At 69.0% G+C, this 13997-nt stretch carries 13 protein-coding genes; 7 read left to right on the top strand and 6 right to left on the bottom strand.

The genetic code is table 11. From position 1 onward, the window contains the following. The 4 genes from G8O29_RS07130 to G8O29_RS07115 form a co-directional block, all read right to left on the bottom strand. Positions 1 to 1116: a murein hydrolase activator EnvC family protein gene (locus G8O29_RS07130; RefSeq protein WP_166402550.1), complete on the bottom strand. Its 1116-nt coding sequence runs from the start codon at positions 1114 to 1116 to the stop codon at positions 1 to 3. After that, positions 1113 to 2630 (bottom strand): 2,3-bisphosphoglycerate-independent phosphoglycerate mutase, encoded by a 1518-nt coding sequence (gene gpmI / locus G8O29_RS07125; RefSeq protein ID WP_166402549.1) that lies wholly within the window; start codon positions 2628 to 2630, stop codon positions 1113 to 1115. The genes G8O29_RS07130 and gpmI overlap by 4 nt, the downstream gene beginning before the upstream one ends. A gap of 58 nt (positions 2631 to 2688) precedes the next feature. Next, the gene (locus G8O29_RS07120; protein ID WP_166402548.1) at positions 2689 to 3657 is read right to left on the bottom strand and encodes a DMT family transporter; all 969 of its coding nucleotides are present in this window, start codon (positions 3655 to 3657) and stop codon (positions 2689 to 2691) included. Positions 3658 to 3743: 86 nt separating this feature from the next. After that, complete coding sequence (locus tag G8O29_RS07115; protein WP_166402547.1) at positions 3744 to 4328, bottom strand: SOUL family heme-binding protein; 585 nt, start codon at positions 4326 to 4328, stop codon at positions 3744 to 3746. Positions 4329 to 4556: 228 nt separating this feature from the next. Between G8O29_RS07115 and leuC the strand changes: the two genes are divergently transcribed. The 7 genes from leuC to G8O29_RS07080 all read left to right on the top strand — a co-directional run bounded on the left by leuC (position 4557) and on the right by G8O29_RS07080 (position 11210). Next, positions 4557 to 5975: a 3-isopropylmalate dehydratase large subunit gene (leuC, locus tag G8O29_RS07110; protein WP_166402546.1), complete on the top strand. Its 1419-nt coding sequence runs from the start codon at positions 4557 to 4559 to the stop codon at positions 5973 to 5975. A 3-nt stretch (positions 5976 to 5978) separates the two neighbouring features. Next, on the top strand, positions 5979 to 7316 hold the full coding sequence (locus tag G8O29_RS07105; RefSeq protein WP_166402545.1) for a glycosyltransferase family 4 protein: 1338 nt from the start codon (positions 5979 to 5981) through the stop codon (positions 7314 to 7316). A 14-nt stretch (positions 7317 to 7330) separates the two neighbouring features. Beyond that, positions 7331 to 7936: a 3-isopropylmalate dehydratase small subunit gene (gene leuD / locus G8O29_RS07100; RefSeq protein ID WP_166402544.1), complete on the top strand. Its 606-nt coding sequence runs from the start codon at positions 7331 to 7333 to the stop codon at positions 7934 to 7936. Between the two features lie 310 nt (positions 7937 to 8246). Then, positions 8247 to 8708: a RidA family protein gene (locus tag G8O29_RS07095; protein ID WP_166402543.1), complete on the top strand. Its 462-nt coding sequence runs from the start codon at positions 8247 to 8249 to the stop codon at positions 8706 to 8708. Then, on the top strand, positions 8705 to 9478 hold the full coding sequence (locus G8O29_RS07090; protein ID WP_166402542.1) for a glycerophosphodiester phosphodiesterase family protein: 774 nt from the start codon (positions 8705 to 8707) through the stop codon (positions 9476 to 9478). Before G8O29_RS07095 ends, G8O29_RS07090 begins: the two co-directional genes overlap by 4 nt. A 46-nt stretch (positions 9479 to 9524) precedes the next feature. Beyond that, positions 9525 to 10682: a GNAT family N-acetyltransferase gene (locus G8O29_RS07085; RefSeq protein ID WP_166402541.1), complete on the top strand. Its 1158-nt coding sequence runs from the start codon at positions 9525 to 9527 to the stop codon at positions 10680 to 10682. Between the two features lie 162 nt (positions 10683 to 10844). Then, the gene (locus tag G8O29_RS07080) at positions 10845 to 11210 is read left to right on the top strand and encodes a 4a-hydroxytetrahydrobiopterin dehydratase (protein ID WP_166402540.1); all 366 of its coding nucleotides are present in this window, start codon (positions 10845 to 10847) and stop codon (positions 11208 to 11210) included. 84 nt (positions 11211 to 11294) lie between these two features. Here the strand turns inward: G8O29_RS07080 and G8O29_RS07075 are convergent, their stop codons facing one another. Together G8O29_RS07075 and G8O29_RS07070 are read right to left on the bottom strand one after the other, a co-directional pair. Then, a complete protein-coding gene (locus G8O29_RS07075) occupies positions 11295 to 11930 on the bottom strand; it encodes an HAD family hydrolase (RefSeq protein WP_166402539.1) in 636 nt (211 codons plus the stop codon). Positions 11931 to 11967: 37 nt separating this feature from the next. Beyond that, positions 11968 to 13890 (bottom strand): bifunctional 2',3'-cyclic-nucleotide 2'-phosphodiesterase/3'-nucleotidase, encoded by a 1923-nt coding sequence (locus tag G8O29_RS07070; protein WP_166402538.1) that lies wholly within the window; start codon positions 13888 to 13890, stop codon positions 11968 to 11970. Positions 13891 to 13997: the final 107 nt, after the last annotated feature.

The following is a 13997-nucleotide window of genomic DNA, read 5'->3' as shown; positions in this document are numbered from 1 at the left end:
TCACTCTCCTGTGCGGGCGAGGGCTGCGAACCACGGGATCGGGTCCACGGGCGCCGCGCCCTGTCTGAGTTCCATATAAAGCGTTTCCGTATCCCGCCCGCCAGAGCCATCTGGACCCTGCGCCACGAATTCCGCCGTCCCGGTCGCCGGGCCGCCCATCAACCCGATGGGGGCCTCGGCGGCCACCACCTCTCCTACCTCGCCATACAGGGTTTCCATCCCCGCCAGCACCAGTAGATAGCCGTCCCCGGGCTCGAGGATCATCACATTTCCGTAGTCGAGCAGCGGTCCGCGAAAGCGGATCGTCGCGGGCCAGGGGGCGGTGACCAGCGCATGGCTGCGCGTGGCCAGCGTCACGCCGGGGCGGCGGACCCCGGCGGCATCGGCTTCGCCCGGGCGGCGCAGGAGGCTGCCGAGGACGGGCAGGGGCAGGCGTCCCTTCTCTGCGGCGAAGGAACGGTCGCTTTCGCTGTCGGGCGAGAGGCCGGCAGCGAAGGCGTCCAGCGTGTCTGCGCTTTCCAGAAGGCCTTTCAGCACCTCGGGATCCTCGGTGAACCGGCGCGGCAGGTCGGTGCGGTCGGACATGGCCTGCGACAGGGCGGTGCGCGCGGTCTGTGCGGCGGCAAGGCCGCGTTGCAGAACCTCTCCGGCCGACAGTTGCAGGGCCCGCAGATCGGCCAGTTCGGCCAGTTCGGCCTTCAGCTTCAGCGCCTCGGCTTGCAGCGCAGGCGTCACGTCGGCCAGGATCATCCCCGACCGCGCCGTGCCCAGCGCCCCGTCGGGATGCAGCAGAAGCAGCGGCCCGGGGTTCGCCTCCATCGTGGCAAGGACGCCCAGAAGCTGGCCGATCCGGTCGCGCTTGGCCTCGAAATTGCGGGTGAGCGTGCGTTCGCGCAGGGCCGCCTCGCGCAGGGCGCCGCGCAGGGCGCCAAGCCCCGCCTCGTAGGCGCGGATCGTCTGGCTGAGTGCGGCAACCCGGTCGCGGGCCTCGACCCCGCTTTCCAGCGCCGCGACCGCCCGTTGCAGATCCGCCGACGCCCGCGCCGCCTGCTCTGCCACCGTCTCGGCACGGGCAGGAAAGGCCAGAAGCAGGGCAAGAAGCGCGGTGCGGATCATGCGATCAGCGATTGTCCGGTCATCTCGGGTGGCTGGGGCAGGCCCATCAGGTGCAGAATCGTGGGCGCAAGGTCGGCCAGCCGCCCGGAGCGCAGCGTTGCCCCCGGCGGGCCGCCGACCAGGATCACCGGAACAGGGTTCGTCGTATGCGCGGTGTGCGGGCCCCCGGTGACGGGATCGACCATCACCTCGCAGTTGCCATGATCCGCCGTGACGATCATCGCCCCGCCCCTGGCTTGCAGGGCCGCCAGTGCCCGGTCAAGGCCGCGGTCCACCGCCTCGCAGGCCTTGATCGCTGCCGGAAGGCTGCCGGTATGGCCCACCATGTCGGGGTTGGCGTAGTTGACCACGATCAGGTCGTAGCCCTTGTCGATCGCCTCGACCAGCCGGTCCGAGACCTGATCGGCGCTCATCTCGGGTTGCAGGTCGTAGGTGGCGACCTTGGGCGAGGGCGGCATGGCGCGATCCTCGCCTGGATAGGGCTGTTCGCGGCCACCGTTCAGGAAGAAGGTGACATGGGGGTATTTCTCGGTTTCTGCCAGGCGGAACTGGGTCAGGCCGTGGTTCGAGACCCATTCGCCCAGCGTGTTGACCAGAACGCGCTTGGGGAAGGCCGTGGCCATGAAGGCGTTGTGCCGGTCGGAATATTCCACCATCCCCAGCAGCGCCGACCATTTCGGGCGGGTGCCGGTGTCGAAGGCCGTGAAACCGGGATCGCCGATGGCCGACAGGATCTCGCGCGCGCGGTCGGCGCGGAAGTTCAGGCAGAAGACCCCGTCGCCGTCCTTCGCGCCGTGGTAGCCGTCGATGGCGGTGGGGGCGAGGAATTCGTCGGTCTCGCCCTTGCCATAGCTGTTCGACACGGCGGACAGCGGGTCGGGCGCATGTTCGCCCGTGGCCTGCACCATCGCCTCATAGGCGCGGGCCACCCGCTCCCAGCGGTTGTCGCGGTCCATCGCCCAGTAGCGCCCCGTGACCGTGGCGATGCTGGCGCCATAGGGAAGGCGCTTGACCAGCGCCTCCATGTAGCCCAGCGCCGAGGACGGCGCCACGTCGCGCCCATCGGTGACGGCATGAAGCGCCACCGGCACCCCCTGCGCGACAAGCGCCCGGCAGGCGGCAAGGACATGATTCACATGGCCATGCACCCCGCCGTCCGAGATGACGCCCATCAGATGCGCCACGCCTCCGGCCGCCTTCACCCTGGTGGCAAAGTCCAGGATCGCCGGGTTCCTGGCGAAACTGCCGTCCTCGACAGCCAGATCAATCGCGCCCAGGTCCATCGCCACGACGCGCCCCGCGCCGATGTTGGTATGGCCGACTTCGGAGTTGCCCATCTGCCCGGAGGGCAGGCCGACATCGGGGCCGAAGGTGGTCAGCGTGGCATGAGGACAGGTGGCCCAGAGGTGGTTGAAGGTCGGCACATGCGCCTGGGCGGGGGCGCTGGTCTCGGGGTTCGGGCCGATGCCCCAGCCGTCAAGGATGCACAGGACGACGGGTTTCGGGGCGGGCATCGGCGGTCTCCTTCTGTCTTGCAAGGCTTTTACGCGGGCAGCCGGGGCACGGCAACCGTCACGCCGCGCGCAGGGCCGCCTTCTCGCGCAGCCGCTGACGCCACAGGGTGAAGACCCCCGCCGCCACCACGATCCCGGCACCGATGGCCACGTTGATGCGCAGCGACTCGCCGAACAGGACCAGCCCGATCGCGCTGGCCCAGACCAGTTGTAGATAGGCGAAGGGCTGGATCGCCGAGGCCTCGGCCACCGCGAAGGCCTTGATCAGCAGCCAGTGCCCAAGCACCGCCGTGCAGCACAGCACCGCCATCCAGCCCCAGTCGGCGGGCGTCATCCAGGTCCAGTGCATCAGGCCGAAGGGTGTCACGGCGACGGCGGCCACGACGCCCGTCCAGAAGAAGCTGACGCTTGCGCTGTCCTTCCGCGCGACATAGCGGGTGAGAAGGCCATAGACGGCGAACATGGCCGCCGCCAGCAGCGCCACCAGCGACCAGGGAGAAAAGACGCCGAAGCCCGGTTGCAGGATGATGAGCACCCCCAGCGCCCCCACCAGGATCGCCGTCCAGCGCCGCCAGCCGACCTTTTCGCCCAGGATCGGCCCCGACAGCGCCGCGACCAGCAGCGGATAACAGGCAAAGACGGCATGGGCCTCGATCAGGCCCAGCTTGACGAAGGCCAGGACCATCACTGCAATCTCGGCGACCAGGATCAGACCTCGGGCCAACTGCACCCATGGGAAATGCGACCGGGCGGCGGCGCGCAGCCCGCCCTCGGATCGCGCGGCCAGCGCCATGACGAACAGCGCGAAGAACCAGAAGCGGACCATGACCACCATGGTCACCGGATAGGCCGACCCCAGATGCCGCGAGATGCCGTCCTGCGCGGCAAAGACCAGCGTGGTGGCGATCATCAGCCAGATGCCAAGGCGGGTGTTCTGCACCGCCTTGTGGGTCACTGCGCCCCGCGTCGCAGCCTCGTTTGCGAGGGCGGCGTCGATGGGCTGCGGTGCGGAAAGGGGGGCGCTCATGTCGCTGCTGGCTATCACTCTGCCCGCTCAGGCGAAAGGGGCGGTTTCGCGCCCCGGCCCGGCAGGCAGGCCCGGGCGTCGCCGGGTCAGCGGATCGTGAAGGCCACCTCGTTCCGCCGCTTCCACGGCAGGGTCATCGGCGCGTCGTAGAAATAGTAATGCGGCCCGGCGAGGATTTCGTAGCCCTGCTGTTTGGCCCAGGCCCGCAGCGCCTCGGCCCGGTCGGCGAGGGTGTCGGTGCCGGGGATACCCGAGAACCGCTCCACCAGCTGCCGCGACGGCCCGGCCTTGACGAAGCGGATCGCCTCGCTGCGCGGGGCGGGCAGGGTGTCGGTCGTGTAACGGGCGGGCATCATGAAGCTGACGATCCAGGTCTCGCCCCCGGGCTCCGGCGTCTGGGCCACGGGCACGGTCATCGCGATCTTCTCGCCCGAGGCATTGCCCCCGAAGATATAGCCCGCCAGCACACGGAACCCCTTCTGGATCGCCCCCGACCGGCTGCCCGAGACCTTCACCTCGGCCAGAAGGTGGGGGCCATAGCTGCGAATCTCTCGCGTGCCGTCCTGCCAGTCCACCGTGTAGGGCGGCATCTCGTAGCCCTTGTGCATCGTCTCGGCCCCTGCGCCCGTCGCCATTGCCACCCCCAGCGCCAGAATGATCCGTTTCAGCATCTTGACACCCCTGCTTTCCAAGGGGACCTAGCTTGCCTGACCGGCATTTCGAGCGTATATCGCCCCCATGTCCGGGTTCATCTATTTCAACATCACCGATCACGCGCGGCTTCCGGCCCGCTTCTTCGGCATGACCCGCACCATCCTCGCCCGCGCCTGACGCCTTGCCGTCCGCGCCCGCGCGCCCCCTTGCCGATCCCGCAGCCATCCCAAGAACAGGTGAGAGCCATGACCGCTCCGCGTACGCTCTATGACAAGATCTGGGACGACCACGTCGTCCATGAGGCCGAGGACGGCACCTGCCTCCTCTACATCGACCGCCACCTCGTCCACGAAGTGACCAGCCCCCAGGCCTTCGAGGGCCTGCGCATGGCCGGCCGCAAGGTGCGCGCGCCGGACAAGACCATCGCCGTGCCCGACCACAACGTCCCGACGACCCAGGGCCGCGAGAACCCCGACCAGATGCCCGAGGAAAGCCGCATCCAGGTGGCGGCGCTGGACAGGAACGCCCGCGACTTCGGCATCCACTACTACCCGGTGACCGACATCCGCCAGGGCATCGTGCACATCGTCGGCCCCGAACAAGGCTGGACCCTGCCGGGGATGACCGTGGTCTGCGGTGACAGCCATACCGCCACCCACGGCGCCTTCGGCGCGCTGGCCCACGGGATCGGCACGTCGGAGGTAGAGCATGTGCTGGCCACCCAGACGCTGATCCAGAAGAAGTCGAAGAACATGAAGGTCGAGATCACCGGGAGCCTCCGCCCCGGCGTCACGGCCAAGGACATCACGCTTTCGGTCATCGGCGCCACCGGCGCGGCGGGCGGCACCGGCTATGTCATCGAATACTGCGGCCAGGCGATCCGCGAGCTGTCGATGGAAGGCCGCATGACCGTCTGCAACATGGCGATCGAGGGCGGCGCCCGCGCAGGCCTGATCGCGCCGGACGAAAAGACCTTCGAATACGTCAAGGGCCGCCCCCACGCGCCCAAGGGTGCGAAATGGGAAGCGGCGCTCGCCTACTGGAAGACGCTTTACACCGACGAGGGTGCACATTTCGACAAGGTGGTGACGATCAGGGGCGAGGACATCGCCCCCGTCGTGACCTGGGGCACCTCGCCCGAGGACGTGCTGCCGATCACCGGCACGGTCCCCGACCCGGAAAGCTTCACCGGCGGCAAGGTCGAGGCCGCGCGCCGCAGCCTGGACTACATGGGCCTGAAACCGGGCATGAAGCTGACCGACATCGCCATCGACACGGTCTTCATCGGCTCCTGCACCAACGGCCGCATCGAGGACCTGCGGGCGGCGGCCGAAATCCTGAAGGGCCGCAAGATCAAGGTGAAACGCGCGATGGTCGTCCCCGGCTCGGGGTTGGTCCGCGCCCAGGCCGAGGAAGAGGGTCTGGCCCAGATCTTCATCGACGCGGGCTTCGAATGGCGGCTTGCGGGCTGCTCCATGTGCCTGGCGATGAACCCCGACCAGCTTCAGCCCGGCGAACGCTGCGCGGCGACCTCGAACCGCAACTTCGAGGGCCGCCAGGGCCGCGGCGGCCGCACGCACCTGATGTCCCCCGCCATGGCGGCAGCGGCGGCGATCACCGGGCATCTCACCGACGTGCGCGAGCTGATGGGCGAGACGGTCTGACCCATGCCCGACCAGCCCACCAGGGATGACCAACCCGTCGCCCCCCGGCGGCGGGTGCTGGTCATTGCCGAGGCCGCGAACCCCGAATGGGTCTCGGTCCCGCTGGTCGGCTGGTCCATCGCCACGGCGCTGCGGGAGCATCACGACGTCCATATCGTCACCCAGATCCGCAACCGCGAGGCTTTCCTCCGCGCCGGCCTGATCGAGGGCCAGGATTTCACCGCCATCGACAGCGAGGCCGTCGCCCGCCCGATCTGGAAACTGGCCGAGGTTCTGCGCATGGGCAAGGGCAAGGGCTGGACCATGGTCACGGCCCTGTCGTCAAAACTCGCCTACCCCTATTTCGAGCGGAAGCTCTGGCAACAGTTCGGCCCCCGGATCAAGGCGGGCGCTTATGACATCGTCCACCGCGTCACGCCGCTGACCCCCACGGCCAACAGCCTGATCGCCGCCCGCTGCGCCAGGGCGGGCGTGCCCTTCGTGATGGGCCCCCTCAACGGCGGTGTCCCCTGGCCCAAAGGCTTCGACGCCGAACGCCGCCGCGAACGGGAATGGCTGTCCTATGTCCGGGGCGCCTACCGCCTGTCGCCAGCCCGCAGCCGCACGATCCGCGCCGCCTCGGCCATCATCGCGGGCTCGCGCCACACCGCGTCGGAGTTTGCGCAGGCCCGCGACCGCCTCACCCTCATCCCGGAAAACGGCATCGACCCCGCCCGCTTTTCCCTGCGCGCCGCCCAGCCCGGCACGCTGCCGCTGCGCTGCGCCTTCGTCGGCCGCCTGGTGCCCTACAAGGGCCCCGACATGCTGATCGAGGCCGCCGAGCCCTTCCTGCGCGACGGCACCATGCTGCTCGATATCCTCGGCGACGGCCCGCTGATGCCGGTCCTGAAAGACATGATCGCCGCGAAGGGCCTGACCCGGGCCGTCACCCTGCACGGCTGGATCGAGCACAAGGATGTGCAGGCCCTCCTCTCGCAATCCCAGCTTCTGACCTTCCCGTCCGTCCGCGAATTCGGCGGCGGCGTGGTGCTCGAGGCGATGGCGCTGGGCGTGGTCCCGGTGATCGCCGACTATGCCGGACCGGGCGAGCTTGTCACCGAAGGCACCGGCATCAAGGTCCCGATGGGCAGCCGCGCCGCGGTCATCGCAGGCTTCCGCACGGCGCTTGCCCGCCTTGTCGCCGCGCCCGAGACCATCCCCTCCCTCGCCGCCGCCGCCCTGGCCCGGGTCGAGACGCATTTCACCTGGGACCGCAAGGCCCGCCAGATCGGCGACATCTACGAATGGGTTCTGGACCCCAAGGGACCGATCCCGCAACCCGTGCCCCTCGCGGGCGAATGACAGGACAGACGACCATGGAAAAATTCACCACCCTCACAGGCGTCGCAGCGCCCATGCCGCTGGTCAACATCGACACCGACATGATCATCCCCAAGCAGTTCCTGAAGACGATCCAGCGATCGGGCCTTGGCAGGAACCTGTTCGACGAGATGCGCTATACCCCGGACGGCCAGGAGATCCCCGATTTCGTGCTGAACCAGCCCGCCTATCGCAGCGCGCAGATCCTGGTTGCGGGAGACAACTTCGGCTGCGGCTCCTCGCGCGAACATGCGCCCTGGGCGCTTCTCGACTTCGGCATCCGCTGCGTGATTTCCACCAGCTTCGCCGACATCTTCTACAACAACTGCTTCAAGAACGGCATCCTGCCGGTGGTCCTGCCGCAGGATGCGGTGGATTACCTGATGGACGACGCCCGCAAGGGGGCCAACGCGCGGATCACGGTGGACCTCGAAAGCCAGACCGTCACCGCCTCGGACGGCAGGACCTTCGCCTTCGAAGTCGATCCGTTCAAGAAGCACTGCCTGCTGAACGGCCTCGACGACATCGGCCTGACGCTGGAAAAGGCCGCGGCCATCGACGCTTTCGAGGCAAAGGCCGCCACGCTGCGCCCCTGGGCGTGACTCAGCCGGGCGGGGGGCGTCTACCCCTGCCCTTGCCCATGTCCCAAATACTCTCCGGGGGTTCGGGGGCGAAGCGCCCCCGACGCCCGAGCCGGTTGGCCGGAACGGCCAGAGGCGAGACAAGGGCTTGCGCGGAACGCGCTCATTCTGAAAGCCGCCCGCAGCTGCGAAGGGTTACCCGTTCGTAAACGCCCGCAGCCAACCCCTTGAATTTGAAAGTTCCGTGACACTGGCCGCGCGCGGTCAGCCCCGCCCTTGCCGGCCTCCGCCCCCCGCGATACCCTGCCGCCGACCCATCCCGGAGGACCCCATGCATCCGATCGACCAGCGCCTGGCAGAGCTTGGCATCACCCTCCCCGACGCCCCCGCCCCGGCGGCGAACTATGTCCCCTTCGTCCAGGTCGGCAATCTCGTCCATATCTCGGGCCAGATCAGCCAGAACGAGGCCGGTCTCATCAAGGGCAAGCTCGGCGAGGACCTGTCCTTCGAACAGGGCGCCGAGGCCGCGAAGCGCTGCGCGATCTCGCTGCTCGCCCAGCTGAAGAAGGCGGTTCAGGGCGACTGGGACCGGCTGGACCGGGCGGTGAAGCTGGTGGGCTTCGTGAACTCCACCCCCGATTTCACCGATCAGCCCAAGGTCATCAACGGCGCCTCCGACTTCCTTGTCGCCGTGCTGGGCGACGCCGGCCGCCACGCCCGTTCTGCCGTCTCGGCAGCCTCGCTGCCCCTGGGCGTGGCTGTGGAGATCGAGGCGATCTTCGCGCTCAAATGACCCGCGTCCCGCTGCCCGACAGCCTCCTGCGCCTGCCCATCGCCCACCGAGCCCTGCATGACCGGGCGAAGGGCGTCATCGAGAACTCTGCCGCGGCGATCCGCGCGGCGGTGCAGGCGGGCTATGCCATCGAGATCGACCTCCAGCTGTCCCGCGATGGCGTGGCGATGGTCTTCCATGACGAAACCCTCGACCGCCTGACCGAGGAGACCGGCCCGATCAACGCCCGCACGGCGGCCGAGTTGGGCCTCATGCGACTGCGGGACTCCTCCGACACGATCCCGACCCTGCCCGAGGTCCTGACCCTGATCGGCGGCCGCGTGCCCCTGCTGATCGAGATCAAGGACCAGACGCTGGCGATGGGTCCGACCGATGGCCGGCTGGAGGCCGCGACAGCAGAGGCGCTGGCCGGATACCGGGGTGACGTCGCGCTGATGTCCTTCAATCCCCATTCGGTGGCCCGGATGGCCGACCTTGCCCCGCATCTGCCGCGCGGGATAACCACCTCGGCCTACAACCCCGACGACTGGGCGCCCTTGCCAAGGGAGGTCTGTGACCGGCTGGGCGAGATCCCGGATTACGACGCCACCAGGTCCAGTTTCATCAGCCACGAGGCGCGCGATCTGGCCCGGCCGAGGGTCGCGGAACTGAAGGCGCAGGGCGCGAAAATTCTGTGCTGGACGATCCGCTCTGCCGCCGACGAGGCGCAGGCGCGGCGGATTGCCGACAATGTGACCTTCGAGGGCTATCTGTCGCCCCTTCCCGCTTGACCTTCCGGCATCGCCCGCCACCTTTTCCCCGATCCGGAGGGCGCGAATGGCCGACCTGACCCTGCACGAAAGCCTGTCCGACATCCTCGCCGACGACTGGGATACCGTCGCCGCGCCGGAGCAGGCCCTGGGGCGCCCGGTCGATCCATTCACGACGCACCGCTTCCTGTCGGCGCTGGAACGCTCCGGATCCACAGGTCCGGGCACCGGCTGGCAGGCGCGGCCTCTGGTCTTGCGCGAGGGCGGCAGGCTGGTCGCGGCGGTGCCGCTTTATGTGAAATCGCACAGTCAGGGCGAATACATCTTCGACCACGGCTGGGCCGACGCGCTGGAGCGGGCAGGGGGACGCTATTATCCGAAGCTCCAGATTGCCGTGCCCTTCACCCCGGCGACCGGGCGGCGGTTCCTGGGGGCGGAGGAACACCGCGAGACGCTGTGGCAGGCGGCCATCGGCATCACCGCGCAGAACCGGCTGTCCAGCTTGCACGCCACCTTCTGCACGGCCGAGGAGGCCGAGGCGCTGGCCGGGGTCGAGGGGACGCTGCACCGGGTGACCCAGCAGTTTCATTGGGAGAACCGGGGTTACGGCGGCTTTGACGACTTTCTGGCCGATCTCTCCAGCCGCAAGCGCAAGATGATCCGCAAGGAGCGCGAGACGGCGCAGGGGCGGGGGCTGACGATCCGCGCGCTGACCGGGGACGGGATCGAGCCGCAGCACTGGGATGCCTTCTGGGCCTTCTATCAGGACACCGGCAGCCGGAAATGGGGCACGCCCTACCTGACCCGCAAGGCCTTTGCCGCCTTCCACGAGACGATGCGGAACGACATCCTGCTGGTTCTGGCCTTCAACGGCGAAAGGCCGGTGGCGGGGGCGCTGAACTTCATCGGGCGCGACACGCTGTATGGCCGCTACTGGGGCTGCGTCGAGGACCATCCCTGCCTGCATTTCGAACTGTGCTATTATCAGGCCATCGACTGGGCCATCCGCCACGGGCTAAGCCGGGTCGAGGCGGGCGCGCAGGGCGAGCACAAGCTGGCGCGGGGGTATCTGCCGGTCGAGACCCATTCGATCCACTGGATCGCCGACCGCAGCTTCCGCGCGGCGGTGGACCGCTATCTTCAGGCGGAACGCCGCGCGGTGGGGGAAGAGATCGAGGTGCTGACCGCCTATGGCCCCTTCCGCAAATGCGCGGGGCGGGAGTAGGCTGCGAGGGTCAGGGAGGGGCGTCGGACGATCCCCGGGTCGCACTCCGGCACCATCCCCGGCGCATGAAAGGTTTGCCGCCCGCCGGGCGCGGTGGAAAGACCGCCCCGCCCCGGCAGCCGCGAAGGACAAGAACAAACCCCTGATCCCGGAGACCCGCCAATGACCCTGCTCTTGCCAGATGCCGACCGCAAGACCATGTTGCCCCCCCTGGCCGAGACCGGCTGGGCCGCCGTGCCGGGGCGGGATGCGATCCGCAAGGTGTGGAAGTTCCGCAACTTCAGCCAGGCCTGGGGCTTCATGTCCCGTGCGGCGCTGGCGGCCGAGAAGCTGAACCACCACCCGGAGTGGAAGAACGTCTACAACGTGGTGGACGTGACACTGACCACGCATGACTGCCAAGGGCTGAGCCGGCTGGACATCGACCTGGCGCAGGCGCTGGACCGGCTTGCTCCCGAAGCCGACATCGAGCGCAACCATGGCGAACCGGTAAGCGGCCTCTGCGAACAGCGGTCGCGCATGGCGTGACACTTGTCGATGGCCGCCTTCCGCCGCGCGGGGGAGAGGCCGACGAGAAGACGCAGTCGCACGAGGAGGCTTCACGCGGGCGCGTCAGAGCAGCCCCGCCATGCGCGCGCCGGTCAGCAGGTCGGGCGCAAGGTGATGCGCCCAGCGGCCTTGGCTGGGCACGATGTCGGGCACCTGGATCACGGTGCAGCCCGCACGATGCGCGGCCTCGGCGCCGGTTTCGCTGTCCTCGAACACCACGCAGCGTTGCGGGGCCACGCCGAACAGCGCGGCGGCCAGGAGGTAGGGCTCGGGGTCGGGCTTCGGCGCGCGCACATCGTCCAGGGTGACGACATGGGTGAAGGCCTCGGCGATCCCGGCGATGCCCAGCTTGTGATGCGCGCCCGCACGGCCGGTCGAGGTGACGATGGCCAGAGGTGCCGTCAGCGCGGGCAGCAGCTCGCTGGCCCCCGGCTTCAGCGTCAGACCCCGGTCCAGGCCCGCCTTGAAACCCTGCCGCCAGTGCCGGTTCACCGCATCGAGGTCCACGTCTGGCATGGCGGTCCGGATGATCCGCGCGGCGGTGGGTTCGTCCTTGCCGACCAGACCGTGCATGAAAGCCTCGTCCACCGCATGACCATGCGCGGCGAAGGCCTCCATCCCGGTGACGAGGGCGATGCTTTCGGTGTCGACCAGCGTGCCGTCAAGGTCGAACAGGATGACGTCGTAGATCAGGGTCACGGGCGGGATCTCCGGGGCTTGGCGCTGCCATAGCCGATCAGAGATGCAGCCGGTAGTGGGTAAAACCGTCCGGCCCCGGGCCCAGGGCGACCGGGCGCAGCGCGGCGATGTCTGCCAGGTGGCGGTCGGACCGCGCGCCGGCGGCGATGGTGACGCTGGTGCCGGGCATGGGCAGGAAGTGCCAGTGCCGCCGCGGCGCGCAGCCGACCGGACCGCTGCGCAGCAGATGGGTGGCAAGCACCGACTGGACGCGCTCGGCGTTGGTGAAGGCAAGCTGCGGTTCGCAGGCAGGGTCGTGCAGACGCGCGCGGCCGAGGCGGTGGCTGTTCGTGACCATAAGGAACTCGTCCTCGGGCCGGACCGGCCGGCCCTGGTGGCAGAGCCCGACGATCCGCTGCGCCTCGGGGTTGGCCAGCCGGCCCTGCGCGTCGAACCGCGCGGGCTGGCTGAGGTCGATGGCATAGTCCAGCTGCGGGATCGCCTCGAAGGCGAAGCCGGGCAGGTCGGGATCAAGCAGGGGCGCGTCGGTGTCGCCGGGTTCGATCCGGCGGAAGACGGAGGCCGCACGTTCCAGCCAGCGGGCGACCTCGGCGCCGGTGACCAGCAGGGTGACCAGCGTGTTCGGGTAGGGGTAGAGGTCGGACAGGTTGCGCTGGCGCAGCGGTCCTGCGGGGATGTCGGTGAAGTTTCCCGGACCGCTGCGCCCGCCGGCGCGGTAAGGCGCCACCGAGGACAGAAGCGGCAGTCCCTCCCAGCTGGTCCCGGCAACCATGCGGCGGACATGGGCGGCCTTTGCCTCGGCGATCAGCGCCAGCGCCGCAGAGGGGGCGACGGTGGCGAAATGGGTGTGCAGCGGCACGAGGGTCTCGCCCAGCTGGCGCCGTGACCAGGCCAGCGTGGCGCGGTGATCGGGGGCCAGAGCCCGGTACAGGGCGGGGGTGGCCGTCGCGGGACCGGCGCTTCGCGATCCGATCCGCGCCGCGGAACCGACGACCCGCCAGCGCCGCGGACCCATCCGGCAGCGTTCGAGATCAAGGTCGATGATGCCGACATGGCTGGCCGAATGGCCGGGCATCACCGCCGGCTTCCCGGCCAGACGCCCGGCGACGGGATCGACCGCCGGTCCGGCGGCGAAATCGGGGCCGGGAAAGACCTGGTGGCTGTGACCGGCGATCACGGCATCGATTTCCGGCAGCGCGGCAAGCGCGGTCGCCGCGTGTTCGGTCCGGTGTTCGGGGTCAAGCGCGCCGATCCCGGTATGGGCCAGCGCCACGATGATGTCGGCCCCCCGCGCGCGCAGCCGGGGCAGCCAGGCGCGGGCGGCAGAAAGGATGTCCCGCGTGCGCACGCCGCCGTCGGGTGTCGCGCAGTCCCATTCCTCGATCTGCGGCGGGGCAAAGCCGATCACGCCGACCCGGATCAGATGCGACTGGCCCTCGTGGTCGATGATCTGGCGCCGCAGGATCGCGAAGGGCGGCACGAAGGTCTGGTCCCGCGCCGGGCTTTTGCCAAGCTGGCGCGCGATATTGGCGGAGACGACCGGAAAGCGGGCTTCGGCCAGGGCCTGGCTCAGGAAGCGCAGCCCATAGTCGAACTCGTGGTTGCCAAGCGTCACCGCGTCGTAGCCCAGCGTGTTGAACGCCGTGATCACCGGATGCGCCCGCCGCCTGCGCGTCGCGGCGGCATAGTCGGCAATCGGGCTGCCTTGCAGGAAATCCCCGTTGTCGAACAGAAGCGAGTTCTGCACCTCGCCGCGCGCTTCGGCGATCTGCCGCGAGACTGCGCCGAGGCCGATCGCCGCATCCGGACGGTTCGCGTGGTAGTCGTAGGGCATCAGGCTGGCGTGCAGGTCGCTGGTCGCGATCAGCCGCAGGCAGGCCAGGGGTCGTCGCCCTGTCGCACCTTTCGCCTCTGCGGCCTCGGCCGAGGCGTCCCGCGTTGCAATCGATGCGAGGGGCATCGTGGCCCGTGTTGCGGGAAGGTGGAACATCGACCGTCCAGATAGCTGACTGAAACCCCGTGACTCGAACGCGACACAGATGCACTGCACACCCTTGACGCGACCCA

The organism is Rhodobacter calidifons (assembly GCF_011174775.1).
GTDB classification, from domain to species: Bacteria; Pseudomonadota; Alphaproteobacteria; order Rhodobacterales; family Rhodobacteraceae; genus Tabrizicola; species Tabrizicola calidifons.
Note: the sequence above shows the minus strand (reverse complement) of the source record. Positions and strands in the feature narration are given on the sequence as shown.

Bases quoted from the DNA above. Each gene is read 5' to 3' on its own strand.
- G8O29_RS07130 (WP_166402550.1), bottom strand. From the start codon at position 1,116: ATGATCCGCACCGCGCTTCTTGCCCTGCTTCTGGCCTTTCCTGCCCGT.
- gpmI (WP_166402549.1), bottom strand. From the start codon at position 2,630: ATGCCCGCCCCGAAACCCGTCGTCCTGTGCATCCTTGACGGCTGGGGC.
- G8O29_RS07120 (WP_166402548.1), bottom strand. From the start codon at position 3,657: ATGAGCGCCCCCCTTTCCGCACCGCAGCCCATCGACGCCGCCCTCGCA.
- G8O29_RS07115 (WP_166402547.1), bottom strand. From the start codon at position 4,328: ATGCTGAAACGGATCATTCTGGCGCTGGGGGTGGCAATGGCGACGGGC.
- leuC (WP_166402546.1), top strand. From the start codon at position 4,557: ATGACCGCTCCGCGTACGCTCTATGACAAGATCTGGGACGACCACGTC.
- G8O29_RS07105 (WP_166402545.1), top strand. From the start codon at position 5,979: ATGCCCGACCAGCCCACCAGGGATGACCAACCCGTCGCCCCCCGGCGG.
- leuD (WP_166402544.1), top strand. From the start codon at position 7,331: ATGGAAAAATTCACCACCCTCACAGGCGTCGCAGCGCCCATGCCGCTG.
- G8O29_RS07095 (WP_166402543.1), top strand. From the start codon at position 8,247: ATGCATCCGATCGACCAGCGCCTGGCAGAGCTTGGCATCACCCTCCCC.
- G8O29_RS07090 (WP_166402542.1), top strand. From the start codon at position 8,705: ATGACCCGCGTCCCGCTGCCCGACAGCCTCCTGCGCCTGCCCATCGCC.
- G8O29_RS07085 (WP_166402541.1), top strand. From the start codon at position 9,525: ATGGCCGACCTGACCCTGCACGAAAGCCTGTCCGACATCCTCGCCGAC.
- G8O29_RS07080 (WP_166402540.1), top strand. From the start codon at position 10,845: ATGACCCTGCTCTTGCCAGATGCCGACCGCAAGACCATGTTGCCCCCC.
- G8O29_RS07070 (WP_166402538.1), bottom strand. From the start codon at position 13,890: ATGCCCCTCGCATCGATTGCAACGCGGGACGCCTCGGCCGAGGCCGCA.